Here is a 19,871-nt window from a genome sequence, read left to right as displayed (position 1 = left end):
CGCGGGCCGGCGTCTCGGGACGCTGTCGCCACACGGTCAGGCCATCCGCTTCACGCCGGAACAGGGCCAGCGAACGCCGCACCGTGCGCCGCCCTTCACCGTCGGTCCGTGTCTCGCGCCATTCGTCGAGCGCGATCGCGAGGTCGGGGCGTGCGCCATGCTCGCGCAACTGCGGCGCACGCCCGCCACTCAGCGCGACTGCCCGTGCTGCATCAGCGCCGCGTCGACTGCCTCGACCGAGCGCGTGAGCCACGGCCCGATATCCATCTCCTCGTACCGCACGAGCCGGCTCTTGCGCACGCGGCGATACGCCCACCAGATCGCGACGAACAGCGGGATCCACACATAGATCGACAGCACTTCCAGCCAGTCGATGCGGGCCGCGAAGAATGCCTGGTAATCCTGCCCGAGCGAGATCACGATGCAGATCGCGATCGCGAACAGCGGCCCGAACGGGAACCACTTCGCGCGGTACGGCAGTTGATCGAGCCGGTAGCCCTGCTTCACGAAGCCCTTGCGGAACCGGTAATGGCAGACCGCGATGCCGAGCCACGCGATGAAGCCGGTGATGCCGACCGTATTGAGCAGCCACAGATAGATGCTCTGGTTGTTGGTCAGCGACGTGAGAAAGCACAGCCCGCCCACCGCCATCGTCGCGTACAGCGCGTTGCGCGGCACGCCGCCCGGCGACAGCGTCGCGAACATCGCGGGCGCACGGCCCTCCGCCGCGAGGTTGTACAGCATTCGCGTGGCCGCATACGTGCCGGAATTGCCGGCAGACAGCACGGCCGTCAGGATCACGAGGTTCATCGCGCCGGCCGCGAGCGGAAAGCCCGCGTGGCTGAACACGAGCGTGAACGGGCTCACGCCGATATCGGTCACGTCGCTCTTCAGCAGGTTCGGATCGGTGTACGGCACCAGCAGGCCGATCACGAAGATCGCGAACACGTAGAACAGCATGATCCGCCAGAAGATCTGCTTCACCGCGCGCGGGATCGTCTTGCGCGGGTTTTCCGATTCGCCGGCCGTGATGCCGACCAGCTCGGTGCCGAGAAACGAGAAGCCCGCGATCAGCGCGACGCTCATCATCGCGTGCACGCCGCCGACGAACGGCGCGTCGCCGGTCCTGAAGTTGCGCCAGCCGACCGGCTGCCCGTTGCCGAGCAGCCCGGCCGCGATCAGCAACCCGGCCGCGATGAACGCGATCACGGTGACGACCTTGATCAGCGAGAACCAGTATTCCGATTCGCCAAAGCCGCGCACGGACAGCGTGTTCAGCAGGAAGATCAGCACCAGGAACCCGGCGCCCCACCATACGCCCGGTATCGCGGGAAACCAGTAGCGCATCACGATCTGCGCGGCGACCAGCTCGATCGCGATCGTCACGGCCCAGCTGTACCAATAGGTCCAGCCGAGCGCGACGCCGAAGCCTTCGTCGACGTATTTCTCGCCGTAGATCGCGAACGAGCCCGACACCGGCATCAGCGCGGCCATCTCGCCGAGCCCCGTGACGACGAAATAGACCATCAGACCGATCGCGACATACGCGGCGATCGCGCCGCCCGGCCCCGCCTGCGCGACCGACGCGCCCGACGCGACGAACAGCCCCGTGCCGATCGAGCCGCCGATCGCGATCATCGCGATGTGGCGGCCCTGCAGCCGGCGCTTGAGCGCCGTCCCGGACGGCGCGGCCGTCTGCGCTGCCGCTTGCAAAGCATCCATAGCATTCACCCTGGTTGGAATCGGGCCGCTCGAATTGATTCGGAATACCAATCGATCGGCCCGGTTATTCGCTTCGAAAAACGGTGCTGCCCGTCGGGCCGCTCGTCCGATGCCGGCGGCCCCGACGCGCACTGCCGCGTCAGACGATGCTGCGCTTGATCGCCTGCAGCTCGGCGGTCGTCACGATCTTCTCGATCCGGAACCGCGGGCTTTCCAGCCACGCGTTCGCGATCCGCCGGTATTCGTCGAGATCCTCGCACGCGAGCCGCACGAGAAAATCGAACGTGCCGCTGACGAGCCAGCAGTCGAGCACGGCCGGATTGGTCCGCATTTCGTCCTCGAACGGCGCCTGCGAACGCCCGTGATCGGCGAGCACGATTTGCGCGATCACGACGATCGGCTTGGTCGCGCGCGGCGCCTTGATCACCGCGCGGTAGCCTTCGATCACGCCGAGCGCCTCGAGCCGCTCCACGCGCGCCTGGCACGGACGTGGCGTGAGGTTCACGAGCTCCGACAGCTTGCGGTACGAAATCCGTCCGTCGGTACGCAGGATGTCGAGGATCCGGAGATCGATCTTGTCGAGCTGCATCTTCTTGTCGGTCATCCGCGTTCGCTCCGGTCGGGTCGTGGCTGGTGCGCGGAGCGTCTCCTCCGTTTCCGCGCGGGGGCCACATTATCCGGCCGATGCGGCCGTGCGCCAATCGGCTAGAACCGCAGCGACAGGCAGGTCAGGCCGCCATCCATCTTGCGGAACTCGCTTGTGTCGATCACGTGCAGCGGCAGCCCGAGCGAGCCGATCGCGTCGTGCACGCGCGGATAGCCGGCCGGCGTGATCAGCGTGCCGTTCACGCGCAGCGTATTGCCCGCGTATTCGTCGGCGACCGAGATCGCGATCCGGCGATAGTCGGCGAACGCCGGATGCACGGCCAGTGCCTCGGTCACGAGCAGCGTGTCGTCGCCGAGCGCGTTGACGACCGACTTCAGGTGCAGGCCCGCGCCGACCGGCACCGCGACGACCGAATAGCCGTAGCGCGACACCAGCGCTTCGAACGCGGCGATGCCTTCGGCGTCGGTGCGGCCCGTGAGGCCGATGTAGAAGCGCGTGCCGACCAGCATCACGTCGCCGCCGTCGAGACGGCCTTGCTGCATCGGCAGCAGGTCGCGATGCGCGCCGAGCGCGGCTTCGATGTGCACCGTCTCGCCGCGCCGCGCAGGCGCGCCGGGGCGCGTGATCACCGCGAATTCGGGCGTCACGACGGCGACGTCCTCGACGAAATGCGCATCGGGGAATGCGTCGAGCGGCGGCAGCTCGGTCAGCGCGACGCCGAGCCCGCGCAGTGCGTCGCAGTAAGCGTGGAACTGCGTGAGCGTCTTGTCGTAGTCGGGTGCGCCGAGCGTGGCGGTGGTAAGACCCGCGCCACAGGACGGCGCGGGACGGCGAACGATCGCTTGCGTGAATTGCATCGACTCCTCCATGGTCACGCTGCCCCCGTGCGGTGCACGGGGCGGCTGCGTTGTGTCCGGACCATTATCGGAAGCCAATTTGCGCAATTCGCGTCGATTTCGGGCACGCCCGCAGCCGATCGCGTCGAATTGAACGCGGAACGCAGCGGATTCGGCAGACGGCCGGCGCAAGCGGCGCGATCGACTGATGCCGCGTGCCGGAGCGTCGCGTCCACTGCGTCCGCCGCATCCGTCATGCAGCGACCGGCTCGAACCCCATTTGCGCACGGCCAAGCGCCGTAAGGTCGCCCTCGCCGCCCCGGCCGTCGAATTCGACCTCGAAATGATCGGCCGGGAAATCCGGCGGGCTGTCGCCACGCAGGAACGCGAGCCGCTGGCGCTGCAGGTACGCGTCGTTCTTCGCGCAGCCGGGCGCGGCCGCGATGTACATCACGTTGCTGTCGCCGCTGCCGCGATGCGCATCCTCAACCGCGTGCACGACGTCGCCGTGCCAGAACACGGCATCGCCCGGCTCCATGTGCGGAATCGGCACCAGCGCGTCGAGCAGCAACGCATGCCATTCGGGCAGGATCGACAGCGCGCGACCCGGACGCGCGCCGCACAGGTCGTCGTCTGCGACGTCGTCCTGCAGCGCGCGCAGCACGACGTACGCCATCGCGTTCGCCACCGGAATCAGCTGCAGCGTGCCGTCGCCGGGCCCCTGCGGCGTCAGCGCGGTCCAGCCCTGGAACGTGCGGAACATCGAGCATACGGCCGGCGACGGAATCTCCTCGACATCGGGACGAAACGCGGCGTCGAACGGATCGTAATCGCGCCACTGGCCGCGCAGTACGTGGCGATAGACCTGCCGGAAATTCGCGCCGAGCCACCGTTCGACCGAGCCGCCGTCGACATGCGGCGACAGCCCGAGCGACGTGGAGCCCGGCGGCCGGCGGCGGATCCGGTCCGCGTAGGCCGGCACCCGGTCGGGATCGACATGCATGCGCTGGCCGTCCGCATGCCGCCACAGGCGGTTCATGAACACGCGTGCCTGCGTGAGCGCCGGCGACTGGCGCGCGGCCACCTGGGGCTTCGACCAGTAGACGCCGTAGATTTGCGGCTTGCCCGACGCGAGGTTGCCGAAGTAGCGATCCTCGGCACGCGCCTCCAGCCGCTCGGCGAAGCGGTTCGCCTCCAGGTACGCGCCGATCTCGTCATTCCAGTCACGCGCCTGCGCCGCGTCGAACACGCCGCGAATCACCGCCGCACCGTGCGTGCGGATCGCGGCGATCGCCTGCGGATCGACGGTGCCGTTCGCGATATCCGCGAACCGCAGCACCGGAATCACGTCATGGCCGTGCGCGTGCGCACGGCGGATCGCGTCGACCTGCCGCGCGATATCGCCCTCCAGTTCGCGGAACGTGGCCGCGTAACCGGGCAGGTCGGCGCGCAGCGCCCTTTTCGCCGCGCGGATCGCGGCCGGCAAATCGTCGATCGTCAGGTGCATCGCTGTCTCCTCGTGGAATGGTGTCGTACGAGTGCTCAGCGTACGGCCGACGCACGGCTGCGATCGACACTATCCGGCCAACAATCGATACAATCCTGACAACCGGCGCGCTACTCGGGACGATGGCAGACCACGCACAGCTTGTTGCCGTCCGGATCGCGGAAATACGCGCCGTAGTAGTCGCGGTGATAGTGCGGCCGCAGGCCCGGCGGCCCTTCGCAGGTGCCGCCGTGCTGCAGCGCAAGCGCATGGCAGCGATCGACCTGCGCCCGCGTTTGCGCGTCGAACGCGATCGTGTGGCCATTGCCCGGTTCCGGCGCGCGGCCGTCGAGCGGCCGGCCGAAGAAGAACAGCGGCCGGTCGACGTCGGCCGGCATCCAGCCCGACCAGCCGTCCGGTTCGCTGAATTTCAGACGCAGGCCGAGTTCCGCGAACAGCGGCGCGTAAAAGTCGTAAGCGCGCGCGGTATCGCGCACGCCCACGCAAACATGTGAAAACATGGCATCGCTCCGTCGTGAAGATCGATCACGATCATGCCACGGCGCGGTGCCGCGCTCGACCGGAGGTCGCGTTGAAGCCGCAGTACGAGCATGTGGCGTTCGCCCCCGGCTGTTCGATCCGCGTGTACCACCGCCAGCTCGCGCGCATTCCGTTCGAATGGCATCGTCATCCCGAGTACGAACTGACGCTGACACTGAACAGCCGCGGCCGACGCTTCGTCGGCGATCACGTCGCCCGCTACACGGACGACGACCTGGTGCTCGTGCCGCCCAACCTGCCGCATACGTGGTCGTCGAACGCGCGCATCGATCGCGACGCGCCGGAAGTCGCGCTCGTCGTCTGGTTCGACGGCGACTGGGCGCGGCGCGTGGCCGACTGCTGTCCCGAGTACGCGCCGCTGCGCTCGCTGCTGCGGCGCGCGGCGCCCGGCCTCGCGTTCGACGCCGCGACGGCCCGCGCGATGCGCGAGCGACTGCCGCGGCTGCTCGACCCTTCCCCGCGCGTGCGCCTCGCGGCCGCGCTCGACACGCTGGCCGACCTTGCGGAAGCCGGCGGCGAGCCGCTCGCCACCGCGCAGGCCTACGGCCGGGCCGACACGGCAACGTCATCGACCGACTCGGCCGTGCCCGAAGCCGAGCGCCTCGATCGCGTGCTCGATGCGATCGACCGGCACTTCCACGAGCCGCTGCGCATCGACGCGCTCGCCGCCGTCGCACACATGTCCGAGCGCACGCTGCAGCGGCTGTTCGTGCGGCACCTCGGCGAAAGCGTCGGCCGCTACGTGCAGCGGCTGCGGCTCGCACATGCGTGCCGCCACCTGGTCGGCACCGACTGGCCGATCGCGACGGTGGCCGCGCGCTGCGGCATTCCGAATGCCGCGAACTTCAACCGCCAGTTCCTCGCCGCGCGCGGGATGACACCCGGCGCGTACCGGCAGTTCTTCGCGCAGCACGGCCACGCGCCCGATGCCGACACGCCGCCGCTCGACACGCGGCCGCCGTCGCTGGAACGCGGGACCGGGCCGGACCATGGCCAACGCCGGCCGCGCAAATGAAAACACCCCGGTGGGATGACCCACCGGGGTGCGGGGCGTTGCGTTTGCCGGACGCGAGCGGCCTGACGGCCGTTCGCGCCGCGCACGACTTAACGTGCGTTGATCGGCTTCGCTTCGCGCGGCGCGTCGCCGATGAACAGCTGACGCGGACGGCCGATCTTCTGCTCCGGATCCGCAATCATTTCGTTCCACTGTGCGATCCAGCCGACCGTACGTGCCATCGCGAAGATACACGTGAACATCGACGTCGGGATGCCCAGCGCGCGCTGAACGATGCCCGAGTAGAAGTCGACGTTCGGGTACAGCTTGCGCGACACGAAGTATTCGTCTTCCAGCGCGATCTTCTCGAGCTGCATCGCGAGCTTGAACAGCGGGTCGTCGTGCAGGCCCAGTTCGTTCAGCACTTCGTAGCACGTTTCGCGCATCAGCTTCGCACGCGGGTCGTAGTTCTTGTACACGCGGTGGCCGAAGCCCATCAGCTTCACGCCCGAATTCTTGTCCTTCACCTGCTTGATGAATTCGGGGATGTTGTCCGGCGAACCGATCTGCTCGAGCATGTTCAGCGCGGCTTCGTTCGCACCACCGTGCGCCGGGCCCCACAGACATGCGATACCGGCAGCGATACACGCGAACGGGTTCGCGCCCGACGAGCCGGCCAGGCGGACCGTCGACGTCGATGCGTTCTGTTCGTGATCGGCGTGCAGGATCAGGATACGGTCGAGTGCGCGCACGAGCACGTCGTTGACCTTGTACTCTTCGCACGGGTTCGAGAACATCATGTGCATGAAGTTCGCGCTGTACGACAGTTCGTTCTTCGGATAAACGAACGGCTGGCCGATGCTGAACTTGTACGCCATCGCGACGAGCGTCGGCAGCTTCGCGATCATGCGGATCGCCGATACTTCACGGTGACGCGGATCGTTGATGTCGAGCGAGTCGTGATAGAACGCCGACAGCGCGCCGACGGCCGCCACCAGCACCGCCATCGGGTGCGCGTCGCGACGGAAGCCACGGAAGAAGAAGTGCATCTGCTCGTGCACCATCGTGTGCTTCGTGACGGTGTCGACGAATTCCTTCTTTTGCGCGGCGTTCGGCAGCTCGCCCTTCAGCAGCAGGTAGCAGGTCTCAAGGAAGTCAGCGTTCTGCGCGAGGTTGTCGATCGGGTAGCCGCGGTACAGCAGTTCGCCCTTGTCGCCGTCGATGTACGTGATCGCCGAATTACAAGCTGCCGTCGACATGAAGCCCGGGTCGTAAGTGAACTTGCCGGTCTGGCCGTACAGCTTGCGGATGTCGATTACGTCCGGGCCCATCGTCCCCTTGTAGATCGGCATTTCGACGCTCGGCGAGTTGTCGCTGAACGATAGCGTGGCTTTAACATCAGACGGAGTCATGGCACATCCTCAATCGAAATAAAGAAACGGGATTCGATAACGGGCACAACGCGTGACACCTTGGCGTTACACGTTGCGCAGCATCTCCAACAGCCTGTGAATTTCCGGGCTGTCTAGGTCGCCCTCTGGTTCCTTGCGCGCGAGGAGCAAGTCCATCAGGTCGTTGTCGCTCAGATCGAGCAGGCGCGACAACGCGCCTACGTCTGCATCGGTGAGGTCATGCTCGTATCTGCTGAAGAAACGCTCGAAGATGATGTCGTTTTCCAGCAGACCCCGCCGCGCGCGCCAGCGAAGGCGCGCGCGACGGTGCGGGTCGGATTGATGCGAATCGTCGCTCATCGCAAAGACACCCGCAGGGCCGCCTCAAGGGTGTCGACGCCCCCTCGGGGGGCGGCGGACAAAGTGAGCTTGGGGGTCATCATGTCAAACCGCGCGGCGAACCATCAGTTCCTTGATCTTGCCGATCGCCTTCGTCGGGTTCAGGCCCTTCGGGCAAACGTCGACGCAGTTCATGATCGTGTGGCAACGGAACAGACGGTACGGGTCTTCCAGGTTGTCGAGACGCTCGCCGGTGGCCGTGTCGCGACTATCCGCGATGAAGCGGTAAGCCTGCAGCAGGCCGGCCGGGCCGACGAACTTGTCCGGGTTCCACCAGAAGCTCGGGCACGACGTCGAGCAGCTCGCGCACAGAATGCACTCGTACACGCCGTCGAGCTCGTCGCGCTCTTCCGGCGACTGGAGGCGTTCCTTCTCCGGCGGCGGCGCGTCGTTGATCAGGTACGGCTTGATCGAGTGATACTGGTTGAAGAAGTGCGTCATGTCGACGATCAGGTCGCGCACGACGGGCAGGCCCGGCAGCGGGCGCAGCACGATCTTCTGCGGCAGGTCGTTCAGGTTCGTCAGGCACGCGAGACCGTTCTTGCCGTTGATGTTCATCGCGTCCGAGCCGCACACGCCTTCACGGCACGAGCGGCGGAACGACAGCGTCTCGTCCACTGCCTTCAGCTTGACCAGTGCGTCGAGCAGCATGCGCTCATGCTGGATCTCGAGCTCGTACGTCTGCATGCGCGGCGCCGCGTCCTTGTCCGGATCGTAGCGGTAGACTTCAAAAATGCGTTTTGCCATTTCGGATTCCTTTGACTCGGCTTAGAACGTGCGCGGCTTCGGCGGCACGGATTCGACCGTCAGCGGCTTCATTTGAACCGGCTTGTAGTCGAGGCGATCGCCTTCGCTGTACCACAGCGTGTGGCGCAGCCAGTTGTCGTCGTCGCGGTGTTCGTAGTCGCTGTGGGCGTGTGCGCCACGGCTTTCCTTGCGCGCTTCCGCCGACACCATCGTCGCACGCGCCACTTCGATCAGGTTCTCCAGCTCGAGCGCTTCGACGCGCGCGGTGTTGAACACTTTCGACTTGTCCTTCAGATGGATGCTTTCCACGCGTGCCGCGAGGCCGGCCATCTGCTCGACGCCTTCCTTCAGCAGCGCCGACGTGCGGAACACGCCTGCATGCTTCTGCATCGTCGCGCGGATGTCGTTCGCGACGTCCTGCGTGTATTCGCCCGACGACGACTTGTCGAGCTTGTTCAGACGCGCCAGCGAGAACTCGCCTGCATCGGCCGGCAGCGGCTTGTGTTCCTTCTGGTTCTTCACGTGCTCGACGATGTGGTTGCCGGCCGCACGGCCGAACACCACGAGGTCCAGCAGCGAGTTCGTGCCGAGGCGGTTCGCGCCGTGCACGGACACGCACGAGCATTCGCCCACTGCGTAGAAGCCGTTGACCGGTTCCTTGTGATCGCGCGACGTGCCGACGACCTGACCGTGGATGTTGGTCGGGATGCCGCCCATCTGGTAGTGGATCGTCGGGACGACCGGGATCGGTTCCTTGATCGCGTCGACGTTCGCGAACTTCAGCGCGATTTCGCGGATCGACGGCAGACGCTTCATGATCGTCTCGGCGCCGATGTGCGACAGGTCGAGCAGCACGTGGTCCTTGTTCGGACCGACGCCGCGGCCTTCCTTGATTTCCTGGTCCATCGAACGCGACACGAAGTCACGCGGCGCCAGATCCTTCAGCGTCGGTGCGTAGCGTTCCATGAAGCGCTCGCCGTTCGCGTTGCGCAGGATACCGCCTTCGCCGCGCACGCCTTCGGTGATCAGCACGCCCGCGCCGGCCACGCCGGTCGGGTGGAACTGCCAGAACTCCATGTCCTGCAGCGCGATGCCCGAACGCGCAGCCATGCCGAGGCCGTCGCCGGTGTTGATGAACGCATTGGTCGATGCCGCGAAGATCCGGCCTGCGCCGCCCGTCGCGAACAGCGTCGTCTTGCCTTCCATGATGTAGACGTCGCCCGTCTCCATCTCGAGGGCCGTCACGCCGAGCACGTCGCCGTCCGCATCGCGGATCAGGTCGAGCGCCATCCATTCGACGAAGAACTGCGTCTTCGCTTCGACGTTCTGCTGGTACAGCGTGTGCAGCAGCGCGTGACCGGTACGGTCGGCGGCCGCGCAAGCGCGCTGGACCGGCTTCTCGCCGTAGTTCGCGGTGTGGCCGCCGAACGGACGCTGGTAAATCGTGCCGTCCGCGTTACGGTCGAACGGCATGCCGAAGTGTTCCAGTTCGTACACGACGTTCGGTGCTTCGCGGCACATGAACTCGATCGCGTCCTGGTCGCCGAGCCAGTCGGAACCCTTGATCGTGTCGTAGAAGTGGAAGTGCCAGTTGTCTTCGCTCATGTTGCCGAGCGACGCGCCGATGCCGCCCTGCGCGGCCACCGTGTGCGAACGGGTCGGGAACACCTTCGACAGCACGCCGACCGACAGGCCCGCGCGCGACAGTTGCAGCGCTGCGCGCAAGCCCGAGCCGCCCGCGCCGACGATCACCACGTCGAACTTGCGGCGCGGCAGGGAAGTTTTGATTGCAGCCATTCTTTACACTCTCCAGAGAATCTGCGCGGCGTAGCCCGCACATGCGAGCAGCCAGACGATGGTCAGCGATTGCAGCAGCAGGCGCACACCGACGGGCTTCACGTAGTCCATCCAGATGTCGCGCACGCCGACCCATGCGTGGTAGAAGAGGGAAAGCAGCGTCACGAAGGTCGCGAGCTTCATCCATTGCGCGGAGAAAATCGACGCCCAGCCTTCGTACGAGAAGTCATGCGCGCCGAAGAACAGCGCGAGCAGAATGACCGTGTAGACTGCCATGATCGTGGCGGTGACGCGCTGCGCGAGCCAGTCGCGCAGGCCGTAGTGAGCGCCGACGACGAGGCGCTTCGAGCCGATTCGGTTATTGGCTGCCATTTTCTTAGAATGCTCCGAACAGTTTGAGTGCCATGGCGATCGTCAGCGCGATCGAGACGACAAAGACGACGACTGCCGTCCGCTTGCCGCCTTCCTTCGAGACGGCGTCGTGGTTGACGTCCATCAGCAGGTGGCGAATGCCGGCGCAGAAATGGTGGAGGAACGCCCACGACAGCGCGAGGACGATCAGCTTGACGACGATGTTGGAGAGGAAAGCCTTGAAGACTTCGAAGCTGAGCTCGGAGGTGAGGCTCTGGTCGAAGAGGAACAGCAGGAACGGCAGGAACAGGAACAGCAGCGCGCCGCTGACTCGGTGGAGAATCGACAATATCGCAGCCAGAGGCATGCGGTATTTCAACGTGATGTCGCCGATTCCGATGTTCCGGTATTCCGGCCTCGGCTTTCTTACTGCGTCAGTCATGCTAGACCCCTACTATGTTGTCACACTAATCCGCGATTTTAGCGCCTTTTTATATCGCGCTGCAGCGAAAGTCTGCTCTGGATAGTTGCGCGAACACGAACAAAGGCGGCCCAAAACGTGCTTCGCGCGCGTGTGGAACGCGAATGCACCCGGCCCGAGCCGAACACCGTCAACTCAAGTCATTCTGATAGTAGTACCCGGTTGTGACATACCAGCCGCGCCGCACTTCCACCGGCCGGTCACCGTACGTGTAGGACACGCGCTCGACCGACAGCAACGGAAAACCCGCCGGCACGTGCAGCAAGTCGGCCACCGCCGGCTCCGCCGCGACCGCGCGGATCTTCTCCGTCGCGCGGATCATCCGCGTGCCGAACTCCGTCTCGAACATCGCATAGAGCGGCCCCTTGTACTCGCTCAACCGCTCGAACGTGAGCCCGCGGAACATCGTGCCCGGCAGCCAGATCTCGTCGAGCACCGTCACTTCGCTATCGAACTCCAGCAGGCGCCGCACCTGCACGACCGGGTCGGCCGGCTTCAGGTCGAGCTGCCGCGCGATCTCGGCCGGCGCGCGCAGGCGCCGGCACTCGAGCAGCCGGCTCACGTGCGGATGCTCGGCACCGTCGTCGGCCAGCAGCCGCAGGAAGCGGAACTGCGCGCGATCCTCGTTGTGCGTCGCAACAAACGTCCCCTTGCCCTGCCGCCGGACCACGAGGTTTTCGGCGGCCAGTTCGTCGATCGCCTTGCGAACGGTGCCTTGGCTCACCTTGTAGCGGGCCGCGAGCTCCACTTCGCTCGGGATGATCTCGCCCGGCTTCCATTCACCGGATTCGAGACTCTGCGTGATCAATGACTTGATCTGCTGGTATAACGGGCTGAAGGTCGGGGACGGCGAAGCGGCAGGCGCCGGCGCGGAATCACCCGCGCCCGGCTGCCCTGGGCCGCCTGCGCCGGTTGGATTCGCGTTGTTCGCCTGGTTCGATGTCATGGCGCGCATTTCATCACAAACCGCGCTTTTTCGTCCACTCAAATTCCGCAAAACATCTGTCTTATATAAGACATATGATACCGTTTGACTTTGGGCCAGCCGGCTCCTACACTCCGGGGCGAGCAAGGGTTCGCGGGTGCAAAATGCGTCCCCGGCTACGTGCCACGGCCGTCTCCAGGTTCACCGCGTGTGCCATTCGCGAGTCCTCCGCCCTGCTTCAATGCAACGCTACGCGTAACGCGCATAGAATGGCGTTTTGCCTAGCGTCCACCGCTTCACCCGTCCTGGAGATTTTCAATGGCTAAGCCCGCAAAGCGCGTTGCCGTCACCGGCGCCGCAGGTCAAATCGCATACTCCCTGCTGTTCCGCATCGCGAACGGCGACCTGCTCGGCAAGGACCAGCCGGTCATCCTGCAACTGCTCGACCTCCCGCAAGCCCAAGCCGCCGTCAAAGGCGTCGTGATGGAGCTCGACGATTGCGCGTTCCCGCTGCTCGCGGGCGTCGTGATCACCGACGATCCGAAGGTTGCATTCAAGGATGCAGACGTCGCTCTGCTGGTCGGCGCACGTCCGCGCTCGAAGGGCATGGAGCGCAAGGACCTGCTGTCGGCGAACGCCGAGATCTTCACGGTCCAGGGCGCCGCGCTGAACGAAGTCGCGAGCCGCGACGTGAAGGTGCTGGTCGTCGGCAACCCGGCGAACACCAACGCGTACATCGCCATGAAGTCGGCGCCGGATCTGCCGAAGAAGAACTTCACGGCCATGCTGCGCCTCGACCACAACCGCGCGCTGTCGCAGCTCGCCGCGAAGTCGGGCAAGCCGGTCGCATCGATCGAGAAGCTCGCCGTGTGGGGCAACCACTCGCCGACGATGTACCCCGACTTCCGCTTCGCGACCGCCGAAGGCGAGTCGCTGCTGAAGCTGATCAACGACGACGTGTGGAACCGCGACACGTTCATCCCGACCGTCGGCAAGCGCGGCGCGGCGATCATCGAAGCGCGCGGCCTGTCGTCGGCAGCGTCGGCAGCCAACGCGGCGATCGACCACGTGCGTGACTGGGTCCTCGGCACGAACGGCAAGTGGGTCACGATGGGCATCCCGTCGGACGGCTCGTACGGCATCCCCGAAGACATCATCTACGGCGTGCCGGTCGTGTGCGAAAACGGCGAGTACAAGCGCGTCGAAGGCCTGGAAATCGACGCGTTCTCGCGCGAGAAGATGGACGGCACGCTGGCCGAGCTGCTCGAAGAGCGCGACGGCGTCGCCCACCTGCTGAAGAACTAAGCAGGCTGCATGATGGCCGGGCCGCCTCCGGGCGGGCCGGTCACGGCACGGGCGGCGGGCCGGCAGCCGGCCCCGCCGCCCGATCCGATCCGCGCACGTTTTGCCGCTCACGCGCCGCGCGCCGGCCCAGAACGTGCCCGAATCCGATTTTCTCCACGTTGCCCGCTTCCTTGACGTAGAAGAGATGTCCGCGCTCACTCCTGCACAAGTGCTGTACGACGGGGCGTCGCCGCCCGCGATCCTGCCCTGCTGCGATCACTACGCGGGCAGCGAGAAGCTGATGCGCAAGTCGCTCGCGCTCCAGGCCGAACTCGGCCCCGTGTTCGACATCACGCTCGACTGCGAGGACGGCGCGGCCGTCGGCCAGGAAGCCGCGCACGCGCAGCTCGTCGCGGAGCTCCTCGGCAGCGCCGAGAACCGCTTCGGGCGGGTCGGCGTCCGCATCCACGACTTTTCCCATCCCCACTGGCGCGACGACGTGCGCATCGTGCTGCGCGCCGCGCGCGCTCCGGCCTACGTCACGCTGCCGAAGATCGCGAGCGCCGCCGACGCGGCCGAGATGGTCGCGTTCATCGAAGGCACGCGCCGCGAGCTCGGCCTCGCGCAGCCGATTCCCGTCGACGTGCTGGTCGAGACGCACGGTGCGCTCGCGCAGGCGGCCGCCCTCGCCGCGCTGCCGCTCGTCGGCACGCTGAGCTTCGGGCTGATGGACTTCGTGTCTGCCCATCACGGCGCGATTCCCGATGCGGCGATGCGCTCGCCCGGCCAGTTCGACCACCCGCTCGTGCGCCGCGCGAAGCTGGAAATCGCCGCGGCCTGCCACGCGCACGGCAAAACACCGTCACACAATGTGACAACCGAGGTGCGCGACATGGCGGTCGTCGCCGGCGACGCCCTCCGCGCGCGCGACGAGTTCGCGTTCACGCGGATGTGGAGCATCCACCCCGCGCAGATCCGCCCGATCGTCGACGCATTCGCGCCGCGCACCGATGAAGTCGCGCTGGCCGCCGAGATCCTGCTGGCCGCGCAGGCCGCCGACTGGGGCCCGACGCGCCACGGCGATACGCTGCATGACCGCGCGAGCTACCGCTATTACTGGTCGGTGCTGCGCCGCGCGCGGGCGACCGGCCAGCCGGTGCCGGCCGAGGCCGCGCCGCTGTTCGGCCCGGCCGCCGGAGACGCGCGGTGAGCGCGCGCCGACACACGAATTTCGTCGAATCGCCGGGGCGTGAACCCGACACAGGTTTGCGAAACGACAAAAAACGTAACGGAGCCCGAAAACCTGAAATTTGCGCGGCCAAATAGGTGAAAATAGCGGCCGCTGCGCGCTTCCGGGGCGCGTGCAGTTTCAAACCGGCCGGCAGTTTCGATTGCCGGCCCTTGTCAACTGATAATCGAAAGGTTCTGACTCCATGAAGAAACTCCTGATCGCTACCGCCATCGGCGCGTTGTCCGCCACGATGCTGGTGTCGGCTCCGAGCGCGTTCGCCCAGGGTACGGCGACGACCGCGAAGAAGACGGCCAAGCGCCCGGCGCCGGCCAAGCGCATCATCCCGCGCAGCAAGAAGGCGCAGGCGCGCGCGGCTGCCAAGGTCGATACGGTGCCGGAAGGCGCGGTCAAGTGGTCCTGTAAGGAAGGTCTGTCGTTCGACCTCGCCGGCGACATGAAGCGCGACCAGCTCGTCACGGTTCACTGGGCGAAGAAGAACTACAAGCTGCCGCGCGAAGCCACGACGACGGGCGCCGACACGTTCTACGATCCGGCAGCCGGCCTCAAGCTGGTCGTGATCCCGAGCAAGGCGATGCTGTTCTCCGACGCAAACGGCGGCGAGCGCCTCGCGGACGAATGCGTGACGCCGGAAATGGCGCAAGGCAACGCGGCACCGACGCAGTCGAACGAGCTGAAGCCGGCAACGAACTAAGCGCGCGCGTTTTTCCGCTCCCGGCCCCTCGATGTCCGCCCCGGTCTCCAACGTCCGCCCTGCTCCGGATACGGTACTCGTCGATATCGTCGACTACGTGCTGAACACCGGCATCGACAGCGCGCTCGCGCTGGAGACGGCACGTCATTGCCTGATCGACACGCTCGGATGCGGACTCGAGGCGCTGTCCTATCCCGCCTGCACCAAGCTGCTCGGCCCCGTCGTGCCCGGCACGATCGTGCCGAACGGCGCGAAGGTGCCCGGCACGTCCTTCCAGCTCGATCCCGTCCAGGCCGCGTTCGACATCGGCGCGATGATCCGCTGGCTGGACTTCAACGACACCTGGCTCGCCGCCGAATGGGGTCATCCGTCAGACAATCTCGGCGGGATCCTGGCGACGGCCGACTGGCTGTCTCGCACGGCCGTCGCGGCCGGCAGGAAGCCGCTCGCGATGCGCGACGTGCTCGTCGCGATGATCCAGGCCCATGAGATCCAGGGCTGCCTTGCACTCGAAAATTCGTTCAACGCGGTCGGGCTCGACCACGTACTGCTCGTGAAGGTCGCGTCGACGGCCGTCGTCGGCCGCCTGCTCGGGCTCACGCGCGATGAGCTGATCAACGCGGTGTCCAACGCGTTCGTCGATGGCCAATCGCTGCGCACCTACCGCCACGCGCCGAACACCGGTTCGCGCAAGTCATGGGCGGCAGGCGACGCGACGTCCCGCGCGGTGCGCCTCGCGCTGATCGCGAAAACGGGTGAAATGGGCTACCCGTCGGCGCTCACCGCAAAGACCTGGGGCTTCTACGACGTGCTGTTCGACGGGCAGCCGTTCCGCTTCCAGCGCCCGTACGGCACGTACGTGATGGAGAACGTGCTGTTCAAGATCGCGTTCCCGGCGGAATTCCACGCGCAGACGGCCGCCGAGGCCGCGCTGCAGTTGCACGCCCAGCTCGCCGCGACGGGCCGCACGACCGACGACATCAGCCGGATCACGATCCGCACGCACGCGGCCGCGCTGCGCATCATCGACAAGCAGGGCCCGCTCGCCAATCCGGCCGATCGCGATCATTGCATCCAGTACATGGTCGCCGTGCCGCTGCTGTTCGGCCGGCTGACCGCGGCCGATTACGAAGACGCGGTCGCCGCCGATCCGCGCATCGACGCGCTGCGCGCGAAAACCGTGTGCGCCGAGGATCCGCAGTTCACGAAGGATTACCATGACCCGGCCAGGCGATCGATCGCGAATGCGCTGACGATCGAATTCGCGGACGGGTCGAAGCTTGCCGAAGTGGCGATCGAATACCCGCTCGGCCACCGGCGCCGCCGCACGGAGGGCATCCCGCTGCTGGTCGAGAAGTTCAGGACCAACCTCGCCCGCCGCTTTCCGGCCAAGCAGCAACAAGCGATTCTCGACGTGTCGCTGGACCAGGCAAAGCTCGAAGCAATGCCGGTCGATGAATACGTCGACTTGTATGTGATATAGCCGTCAGATACAGGACTCTTTGTTTCCTAGCCTTAAACCCAGGAAAATCACCATGGCCCACAATCTCCACAAGACCCTCAAGGAATTCGACAGCGGTTCCGGCAAAGGCAAGTTCTACTCGCTGCCGCAGCTCGGCAAGGAACTGAAGACGAAGATCGAGCGCCTGCCGGTGTCGATCCGTATCGTGCTCGAGTCCGTGCTGCGCAATTACGACGGCAAGAAGATCACCGAGGAACACATCGAGCAGCTGGCGAACTGGAAGCCGACCGCGAAGCGCGTCGACGAGATTCCGTTCGTGGTGTCGCGCGTCGTGCTGCAGGACTTCACGGGCGTGCCGCTGCTCGCCGACATCGCGGCCATGCGCGGCGTCGCCGAGCGTTCGGGCAAGAACCCGAAGAAGATCGAGCCGCTGGTCCCGGTCGATCTCGTCGTCGACCACTCGGTCCAGATCGACTACTTCCGCCAGAAGGACGCGCTCGACCTGAACATGAAGCTGGAATTCCAGCGCAACAACGAACGCTACCAGTTCATGAAGTGGGGCATGCAGGCGTTCGACACGTTCAAGGTCGTGCCGCCGGGCGTCGGCATCGTCCACCAGGTGAACCTCGAATATCTCGCGCGCGGCGTCCACAAGAAGGCGAACGGCGGCGACACCGTGTACTACCCGGACACCCTCGTCGGCACGGACAGCCACACGACGATGATCAACGGCATCGGCGTGGTCGGCTGGGGCGTGGGCGGCATCGAGGCCGAAGCCGGCATGCTCGGCCAGCCGGTGTACTTCCTGACGCCGGACGTCGTCGGCGTCGAGCTGAAGGGCAAGCTGCGCGAAGGCGTGACGGCCACCGACCTGGTGCTGACGATCACCGAAATGCTGCGCAAGGAAAAGGTCGTCGGCAAGTTCGTCGAGTTCTTCGGCGAAGGCACGAAGTCGCTGTCGCTGCCGGACCGCGCAACGATCGGCAACATGGCGCCGGAATACGGCGCGACGATGGGCTTCTTCCCGGTCGACGAAAAGACCATCGACTACTTCGAAGGCACGGGCCGCACGAAGGCGGAAATCGCCGCGTTCGAGAACTACTTCAAGGCACAGAACCTGTTCGGCATTCCGCAGGCCGGCGACATCGACTACACGAAGACGGTGACGCTCGACCTGGCGACGGTCGCCCCGTCGCTGGCAGGCCCGAAGCGCCCGCAGGACCGCATCGAGATCGGCAACGTCAAGTCGACGTTCACCGAGCTGTTCTCGAAGCCGGTCGCGGAAAACGGCTTCGCGAAGAAGGCGGAAGAACTCAACACGCAATACACGACGAGCAACGGCGTCGACGTGAAGAACGGCGACGTGCTGATCGCCGCGATCACGTCGTGTACGAACACGTCGAACCCGAGCGTGCTGCTGGCTGCCGGCCTGCTCGCGAAGAAGGCGGTCGAGGCCGGCCTCACGGTCGATCCGAAGATCAAGACCTCGCTCGCGCCGGGATCGCGCATCGTCACCGAGTACCTGACGAAGACGGGCCTGCTGCCCTACCTGTCGAAGCTCGGCTTCGAAGTCGCCGCTTACGGCTGCACGACCTGTATCGGCAACGCGGGCGACCTGACGCCGGAGCTGAACGAAGCGATCACGAAGAACGACATCGTCGCGGCAGCCGTGCTGTCGGGCAACCGTAACTTCGAAGCGCGTATCCACCCGAACATCCGCGCGAACTTCCTCGCGTCGCCGCCGCTCGTCGTCGCCTACGCGATCGCCGGCAACATCACGCGCGACCTGATGACCGAGCCGGTCGGCAAGGGCAAGGACGGTTACGACATCTATCTCGGCGACATCTGGCCGACGAGCGAGGAAATCCACGCGCTGCTCAAGTTCGCGCTCGACCCGAAGAAGTTCGAGGACAACTACTCGAAGCTGACCAAGAAGGGCGACCTGTGGAGCAAGATCGAGGGCGAAACGGGCCAGGTCTACGACTGGCCGAAGTCGACCTACATCGCGGAGCCGCCGTTCTTCGGCAACGACTTCTCGATGGAGCCGGCCGATTCGATCCCGACGGTCAAGGGCGCGCGCGCGCTGGGCATCTTCGGTGACTCGGTCACGACCGACCACATCAGCCCGGCAGGCTCGATCAAGGAAGACTCGCCGGCAGGCAAGTGGCTGAAGGAGAACGGCGTGCAGAAGGCCGACTTCAACAGCTACGGCTCCCGCCGCGGCAACCACGACGTGATGATGCGCGGCACGTTCGCGAACGTCCGGATCAAGAACCTGATGATCCCGGTGAAGGCAGACGGCTCGCGCGTCGAAGGCGGCCTGACGATCCACCAGCCGAGCGGCGACCAGCTGTCGATCTACGACGCCGCGATGCGCTACGTCGACGCCGATACGCCGACCGTCGTGTTCGCGGGCGAGGAGTACGGCACGGGCTCGTCGCGCGACTGGGCCGCGAAGGGCACGCAACTGCTCGGCGTGAAGGCCGTGATCGCACGCAGCTTCGAGCGCATCCACCGCTCGAACCTGGTCGGCATGGGCGTGCTGCCGCTGCAGTTCAAGGGTGCGGACAGCGTCCAGTCGCTCGGCATCACCGGCGAAGAGACCTACGACATCGAAGGCCTCGGCGACGACTTCAAGCCGCAGCAGGACGTCACGCTCGTGATTCACCGCAAGAACGGCGAAACGCAGCGCGTGCCGGTGCTGCTGCGCATCGATACGCCGATCGAAGTCGACTACTACAAGCACGGCGGTATCCTGCCGTTCGTGCTGCGCTCGCTGCTGGCAGCGTAAGCGTCCTGCTTTTGCAGGTGCCGCAGCCGCCTCGCGGCGGTTGCGGCCGATTTGAATGCCCGACCTCGTGTCGGGCTTTTTTTCGCCTGCCGAT

The 19,871-nt window shown here is 65.9% G+C and carries 18 protein-coding genes; 6 read left to right on the top strand and 12 right to left on the bottom strand.

Annotated features, from left to right (window positions below; translation table 11 throughout):
* Nucleotides 1-189: 189 nt before the first annotated feature.
* The 5 genes from ACP26O_RS26280 to ACP26O_RS26260 all read right to left on the bottom strand — a co-directional run bounded on the left by ACP26O_RS26280 (nt 190) and on the right by ACP26O_RS26260 (nt 5,172).
* Nucleotides 190-1,722, bottom strand: a complete 1,533-nt coding sequence (locus ACP26O_RS26280) for an amino acid permease (protein ID WP_175663115.1) — start codon at nt 1,720-1,722, stop codon at nt 190-192.
* Between the two features lie 139 nt (nt 1,723-1,861).
* Complete coding sequence (locus ACP26O_RS26275) at nt 1,862-2,326, bottom strand: Lrp/AsnC family transcriptional regulator (protein ID WP_126225107.1); 465 nt, start codon at nt 2,324-2,326, stop codon at nt 1,862-1,864.
* Between the two features lie 101 nt (nt 2,327-2,427).
* On the bottom strand, nt 2,428-3,186 hold the full coding sequence (locus tag ACP26O_RS26270) for a dimethylarginine dimethylaminohydrolase family protein (protein WP_175663116.1): 759 nt from the start codon (nt 3,184-3,186) through the stop codon (nt 2,428-2,430).
* 232 nt (nt 3,187-3,418) lie between these two features.
* Entirely contained in the window at nt 3,419-4,672 is a 1,254-nt protein-coding gene (locus ACP26O_RS26265; protein WP_175663117.1) for a DUF1479 domain-containing protein, read from the bottom strand.
* Nucleotides 4,673-4,782: 110 nt separating this feature from the next.
* Nucleotides 4,783-5,172 carry a VOC family protein gene (locus tag ACP26O_RS26260; protein WP_126225104.1) on the bottom strand — a complete coding sequence of 130 codons (390 nt, stop codon included), beginning with the start codon at nt 5,170-5,172 and terminating at the stop codon, nt 4,783-4,785.
* Between the two features lie 71 nt (nt 5,173-5,243).
* Between ACP26O_RS26260 and ACP26O_RS26255 the strand changes: the two genes are divergently transcribed.
* Nucleotides 5,244-6,227, top strand: coding sequence for a helix-turn-helix domain-containing protein (locus tag ACP26O_RS26255; RefSeq protein ID WP_175663118.1), 984 nt, complete (start codon nt 5,244-5,246; stop codon nt 6,225-6,227).
* Nucleotides 6,228-6,316: 89 nt separating this feature from the next.
* On the opposite strand, the gene gltA is transcribed toward ACP26O_RS26255, so the two are convergent.
* From gltA to ACP26O_RS26220, 7 genes are all read right to left on the bottom strand, one after another.
* Nucleotides 6,317-7,618, bottom strand: a complete 1,302-nt coding sequence (gene gltA, locus ACP26O_RS26250) for a citrate synthase (RefSeq protein WP_011658354.1) — start codon at nt 7,616-7,618, stop codon at nt 6,317-6,319.
* 66 nt (nt 7,619-7,684) lie between these two features.
* Complete coding sequence (locus ACP26O_RS26245; RefSeq protein ID WP_011658353.1) at nt 7,685-7,957, bottom strand: succinate dehydrogenase assembly factor 2; 273 nt, start codon at nt 7,955-7,957, stop codon at nt 7,685-7,687.
* A gap of 84 nt (nt 7,958-8,041) precedes the next feature.
* Nucleotides 8,042-8,743: a succinate dehydrogenase iron-sulfur subunit gene (locus tag ACP26O_RS26240; RefSeq protein ID WP_011658352.1), complete on the bottom strand. Its 702-nt coding sequence runs from the start codon at nt 8,741-8,743 to the stop codon at nt 8,042-8,044.
* Nucleotides 8,744-8,764: 21 nt separating this feature from the next.
* Entirely contained in the window at nt 8,765-10,540 is a 1,776-nt protein-coding gene (gene sdhA, locus ACP26O_RS26235) for a succinate dehydrogenase flavoprotein subunit (RefSeq protein WP_006754980.1), read from the bottom strand.
* Between the two features lie 3 nt (nt 10,541-10,543).
* Nucleotides 10,544-10,912 (bottom strand): succinate dehydrogenase, hydrophobic membrane anchor protein, encoded by a 369-nt coding sequence (sdhD, locus tag ACP26O_RS26230; RefSeq protein WP_006756688.1) that lies wholly within the window; start codon nt 10,910-10,912, stop codon nt 10,544-10,546.
* Between the two features lie 4 nt (nt 10,913-10,916).
* Entirely contained in the window at nt 10,917-11,333 is a 417-nt protein-coding gene (gene sdhC, locus ACP26O_RS26225) for a succinate dehydrogenase, cytochrome b556 subunit (RefSeq protein WP_012365678.1), read from the bottom strand.
* A 169-nt stretch (nt 11,334-11,502) separates the two neighbouring features.
* Complete coding sequence (locus ACP26O_RS26220; protein WP_011658350.1) at nt 11,503-12,327, bottom strand: GntR family transcriptional regulator; 825 nt, start codon at nt 12,325-12,327, stop codon at nt 11,503-11,505.
* Nucleotides 12,328-12,615: 288 nt separating this feature from the next.
* Between ACP26O_RS26220 and ACP26O_RS26215 the strand changes: the two genes are divergently transcribed.
* From ACP26O_RS26215 to acnA, 5 genes are all read left to right on the top strand, one after another.
* Nucleotides 12,616-13,602, top strand: coding sequence for a malate dehydrogenase (locus tag ACP26O_RS26215; protein WP_006754984.1), 987 nt, complete (start codon nt 12,616-12,618; stop codon nt 13,600-13,602).
* Between the two features lie 184 nt (nt 13,603-13,786).
* Nucleotides 13,787-14,791 (top strand): HpcH/HpaI aldolase/citrate lyase family protein, encoded by a 1,005-nt coding sequence (locus ACP26O_RS26210; RefSeq protein WP_175663119.1) that lies wholly within the window; start codon nt 13,787-13,789, stop codon nt 14,789-14,791.
* Nucleotides 14,792-15,014: 223 nt separating this feature from the next.
* Nucleotides 15,015-15,524, top strand: a complete 510-nt coding sequence (locus ACP26O_RS26205) for a hypothetical protein (RefSeq protein ID WP_175663120.1) — start codon at nt 15,015-15,017, stop codon at nt 15,522-15,524.
* A 31-nt stretch (nt 15,525-15,555) separates the two neighbouring features.
* Entirely contained in the window at nt 15,556-17,007 is a 1,452-nt protein-coding gene (locus ACP26O_RS26200) for a bifunctional 2-methylcitrate dehydratase/aconitate hydratase (RefSeq protein WP_175663121.1), read from the top strand.
* Nucleotides 17,008-17,059: 52 nt separating this feature from the next.
* Nucleotides 17,060-19,777 carry an aconitate hydratase AcnA gene (gene acnA, locus ACP26O_RS26195; RefSeq protein WP_105831400.1) on the top strand — a complete coding sequence of 906 codons (2,718 nt, stop codon included), beginning with the start codon at nt 17,060-17,062 and terminating at the stop codon, nt 19,775-19,777.
* The last annotated feature ends 94 nt before the right edge of the window (nt 19,778-19,871 follow it).

This window comes from Burkholderia sp. R-40 (genome assembly GCF_049942845.1).
Classification (GTDB): domain Bacteria; phylum Pseudomonadota; class Gammaproteobacteria; order Burkholderiales; family Burkholderiaceae; genus Burkholderia; species Burkholderia ambifaria.
This window is presented reverse-complemented; position numbering and strand designations above follow the sequence as displayed.